Genomic DNA, 5062 nt, shown 5'->3' with positions numbered 1-5062 from the left:
AGTAAGACATATTGACGGAACGCAAAGCGTCAAAAAACGCAATGAGGAATTGGATTGGCTTAAAGAAGATGCGGGGCAAAATGTTTGTCGGATTTTAAGCAATGTTCGGTGTCTGTCTGAAGGGATTGATGTCCCTGCTCTTGATGCCATCATGTTTTTACACCCGCGTAATAGCCAAGTGGATGTGATACAGGCGGTAGGGCGTGTGATGCGTCGTGCGCCAAATAAGAAAACGGGCTATATCATTTTACCCATTATCATTCCTTCACGCTTAGAAGCCAAAAAGGCTTTAAAAAACAATAAGAGATACCGTGTTGTTTGGCAAGTTTTGCATGCTTTACATTCTCATGATGAAAGGCTTGCTCGGACGATTAATCAAATGTCTTTAGGACAAGATAGCAGCCATACGATTGAGATTATAGAGATTAAGCGTGCCAATGAATTACAAGAACTCACCACAACGGTTGATGAGATCTCGATACCATCAAAAGCAGAAAGTTCTGGACGTGTCATTGGAACAGCAGAAAGCAAATCTCAATCGGTATCTGGAGGACAAGGAGACCTATTCCGCCGTTCTGAATTTTTTGATTTTGTCAAAGCCATTTTTCTGGATAGTTTTAAAATCACGGATTATTGGGGCATTTGGGCGAACAATGTTGCTGAGATTGCTCAAAACCATATCAATCATCTTAAAGATATGATTTCCGATGAAAAGAGTGAAGCCTTTCACGCCTTTGATGCATTCCATAAGGAATTAAAGAACAACGTCAACAGTGAAATCAAGCAAGAGGAAGCGATTGAGATGTTAGCGCAACATCTTGTCACGCGTCCCGTGTTTGAAGCTTTATTTGACGGTAATGAATTTGTACAGAACAATGCCATTTCGCAAGCAATGGATAAGATCTTAACGGAACTGGATAAAACAAATATCGAAGAGAAAACGAAAGATCTTGATCAATTTTACAAAAGTGTCATGTTCTGTACAGCAGGGATTACAGAAACTCATGCAAAACAGAATCTTATTATCAAGCTTTATGAAAGTTTTTTTGCCAAGGCATTTAAGAAAACCACAGATAAGCTTGGAATTGTTTACACGCCCGTTGAGGTTGTTGATTTTATCATTCATTCCGTTAATGATGTTTTAGAGCAAGAGTTTGGAAAAAGCTTGGGATCACGGGGTGTCTCTATCCTTGATCCTTTCACCGGAACGGGTACTTTTATCACGCGGCTGTTACAATCTAAACTGATCAAACCAGAGGATATGGAATACAAATTCCGTCATGATATCCATGCCAATGAGATTGTTCTCTTAGCTTATTACATAGCAGCGATTAACATTGAATCGACGTATCATAGTCTTATGAAAGGAGAGTATATTCCTTTTAAACATATTGGCTTAACCGATACGTTTCGGATGCTTGAAGAGAAGAACTTACTACAGGAATTGTTTAAAGAAAACAGTGAATATTTAGAACATCAAAAGAAGATGAATATTGAAGTTATCTTTGGAAATCCTCCTTATTCAACAGGTCAAAAAAGTGCTAATGATAATGCAAAGAATACACCTTATCCGATATTAGATGACCGCATTCGTGAAACTTATGCCGCTCAGTCAAATGCAAATCTTATACGAAATCTATATGATAATTATATTCGTGCCATTCGCTGGGCTAGTGATCGTATTGATAATGCTGGAGTAATCGGTTTTGTTTCTGGTTCTGGTTACATAGAAAAGTCTACAATGGATGGTTTACGAAAATCTTTAGCCAAAGAATTTAGCAGTATTTACGTACTCAATTTACGAGGAGATCTTCGCAAAAATATGTTAAGCAATGGAGTTGCTCAAGAAGGTGAAAATGTTTTCGGCAATGGAAGTATGACTGGTATTGCTGTAACCTTGTTTATCAAAAATCCCAATGCTATTGGACCTTGTAAAATTTACTATCATGATATTGGTAATAATCGTACGATAAAAGAAAAACTTACAGCTCTGGAATGTTTTGGTAGTGTTGGTGGCATTACGGATAAAAAGGGCTGGCAAGTAATTGCACCAGATAAGCATGGTGATTGGATACATCAACGTGATGAGAGTTTCGAAACATTCCTAGCTTTAGGAGATAAGAAAGGACATAATAAAAAGCTCTTTAAAACGTTTTCTTGTGGTATCTCAACTAGCCGTGATGCGTGGGCATATAACTCAAGCCGTGAAGCTTTAGCTAAAAATATGCGTAATATGATTAATTTTTATAATAGTGAAGTGAAACGTTTTAATGATATTTATCACACTGACTGTAAAACACGTACAAAAATTGTAGATAATTTTGTAAATTCAGATGCTAAAAAAATCAGTTGGAGTCGTTCTCTTAAACAACAATTAATTAGTGGAAAGATTTTCGAATTTGAAGATAAATACCTTATTCAAAGCCTCTATCGCCCTTTTACACAACAGTGGCTTTATTACAATCGCATTTTTAATGAGAGAGTTTTACAATTCTCTATAGGGAAAGCGGTAAAAAATAAGGTAATACAAGTTACAGGCGTAGGAGCAAGAAGTGGATTTTCTGTTTTGATGAGTAAGGATTTACCTAACCTTCACGCAATAGATACAGGTCAATGCTTTCCAAGATACTTTTATGAAGATATTACCTCCTTAAAATCTAAAGATAATAACCAGTCACATTTATTTACGAATTCTATAGAAAAAAGCAACAATGCTGATTTACAACGCCGTGATGCCATTACAGATGCGGGATTAGCACATTTTAAAGCAGCTTATCCTAATGAAACCATAACAAAAGATGATCTATTCTATTATGTTTACGGTCTTTTGCATTCGGAAGATTATCGCGCCCGTTATGCTGATAATTTATGCAAAGAATTGCCTCGTATCCCTTGTGTAAAGAGTGCTGATGATTTTTGGAAGTTTGTAACAGCAGGGCGTGAACTGGGTCATTTGCACGTAAACTATGAAACTGTAGAGCCGTATCCAGTGACCTTTAAAAAGGGTAATCCAAAAGTTACAGAGATCTCTAATCCAGAAAAGTTTTATTATGTAACTGAAATGAAATTCGCAAAAATTAAGGATAGTAAAGAAAAGGATAAAACCACTGTTATTTATAATAGCAATATCATCATGACAGATATCCCTCTTGAAGCTTATGCGTATATCGTTAATGGCAAGCCTGCTCTTGAATGGGTTATGGGGCGTCAATGTGTAAAGATTGATAAAAAGAGTGGCATTGTTAATGATGCTAATCGCTATGCTGTTGAAACCGTTGGCAACCCTGCCTACCCTCTAGAGTTATTTCAAAAGGTTATTACCGTAAGTTTAGAAACAATGAAAATCGTAAAAAAACTACCAAAATTAGAAATGAGAGAAACTGAATAGATTTGGCATGCTCAGATGATAGGCATGTTAACCTCACAAAGGGGTATAAGGTCTTATAACCTATAGGTTCTATACCCTCTTTATAAATTGCTTACATACAATCTTTAAAAGGAGTATTTGTATGCGTTATTCTAAAAAGAAATCATTTGCACTTTTAAATACTCTTATTTGAATTGCTTTAAGACTTTTAAGAAATCCCATCTTAAAGTGAATACGCTTCTTTTACATTGCCTTTAAAAGATTAAACCGTAATCTAAAATGAGTGCTTTATTGTTATCAGAAGCTTTGTTTAAAGAGAGTTATGTATATTCATTTTCTTATATTACTTATAGGTTTTGAAGGTTTCTCAAACCCCCAAAATCCCTACAAAACATATAGCATTAGTTGAGTTTACAGGTTGTATTTTGATATAGGTTGTTTTTTTGGGAAACTTGATAAAAGTTAACATATTGAAATATAATAAAATTTTATTTTTTATTGAAAAATATGTAAAGGGGGGCGTAAAAAGCACCTCCAAAACTCATAACCATAATGGTCTTGATAGCATTTATTATGATTATAATCCCTTTCTTTTGAAAGGCTTTAAAAGATCACATACTCTCATAAGACATGTTTTAATCATTCACTAAATGATCACTTTTGTCGATTCAATGTACTGACATAAACTGACAAATATATATTTACAGTTGTATTTATTTGTTATGGCTGTTTTAATAAGTTGTATTTTGAAAAATTGATAAAACTTAACTTATTGAAATATAATGTTTTTAATTTTATCTCATTTAAAAAAAAATGATATAGGTTCTAAAAAGAACTGACAAGACTGACAAAAGTTTATTAAAAGGAATTTTGCTCATCTCTATAATGATCAGTTTCTATTGAGATGTTTTCATAACAGGCAATAAATCACAATTATCATATATCCTATTTATCATTTCTCTTATGAACATGAAAAATGATGCCATGGCTATAAAGAACATAACAGCTATAGAGAAAGCAAAAATGCAAATGAAAGCATTTGTTATAAGAGCGCGGTGCTATTAAGGTCGTTTAAATTAAAGCCCCTTATAAACAAAATTCACAAAAAATTTAAAATTCATTTAGTAAAAAAATTGATAGGTTATAAAGTTTAAAATACGCATTATGAGAGCGTTTCTAAAATATTATAAATGTATAGATTCAGAAAATACGCAATCGTTTCACAAAGCCCGTAATATAGTTTTAAAAGCACATAAATATAAAATAAGCAATTAATAAGCATAAGATATTATCAATACACAACGTATTTAAAAAATACAAAAAAATATCAAAAAAGATAAAATATTATTTGACAATAAATACGTATTTTGTTATATAAGTACTCAAGTGATTAACAAACACTAAAACAGATAGCGAATAGGTTACGATAAACCTAATCCTGTTATAAAAACTGACTATCTTTTATGCTTTTGTTAGCATATATGATGATTTTGTCGGGTGTAGCTATGTTATACAATACCCTTCGCGAGGGAAAAGCATAGCAACGGACTATCTGCCGTGTTTGTTAGCGCCCGGCGCCCTTATGGGCTGTCAATAACAAACTTTTAAACAGATAGGTTTTAATTATGACAAATTCAAACAACACCCCCATTATCTCTTCTATTTCAAATGAAACCGCGCTTGCTAATCAACAAG

The 5062-nt window shown here is 33.7% G+C and carries 1 protein-coding gene; it reads left to right on the top strand.

Annotated elements, in window-relative coordinates; genetic code table 11:
- On the top strand, window positions 1-3388 hold a 3388-nt coding region (locus ACFIMC_RS02555), incomplete at its 5' end, for a type ISP restriction/modification enzyme (RefSeq protein WP_375680818.1).
- Window positions 3389-5062 lie beyond the last annotated feature (1674 nt).

Origin of the sequence: Bartonella sp. AP21QHHD, from assembly GCF_042196205.1 — a bacterium.
Lineage (GTDB): Bacteria > Pseudomonadota > Alphaproteobacteria > Rhizobiales > Rhizobiaceae > Bartonella.
The sequence above is the reverse complement of the archived record's forward strand: the minus strand, read 5'-3'. Positions and strand labels throughout refer to the sequence as shown.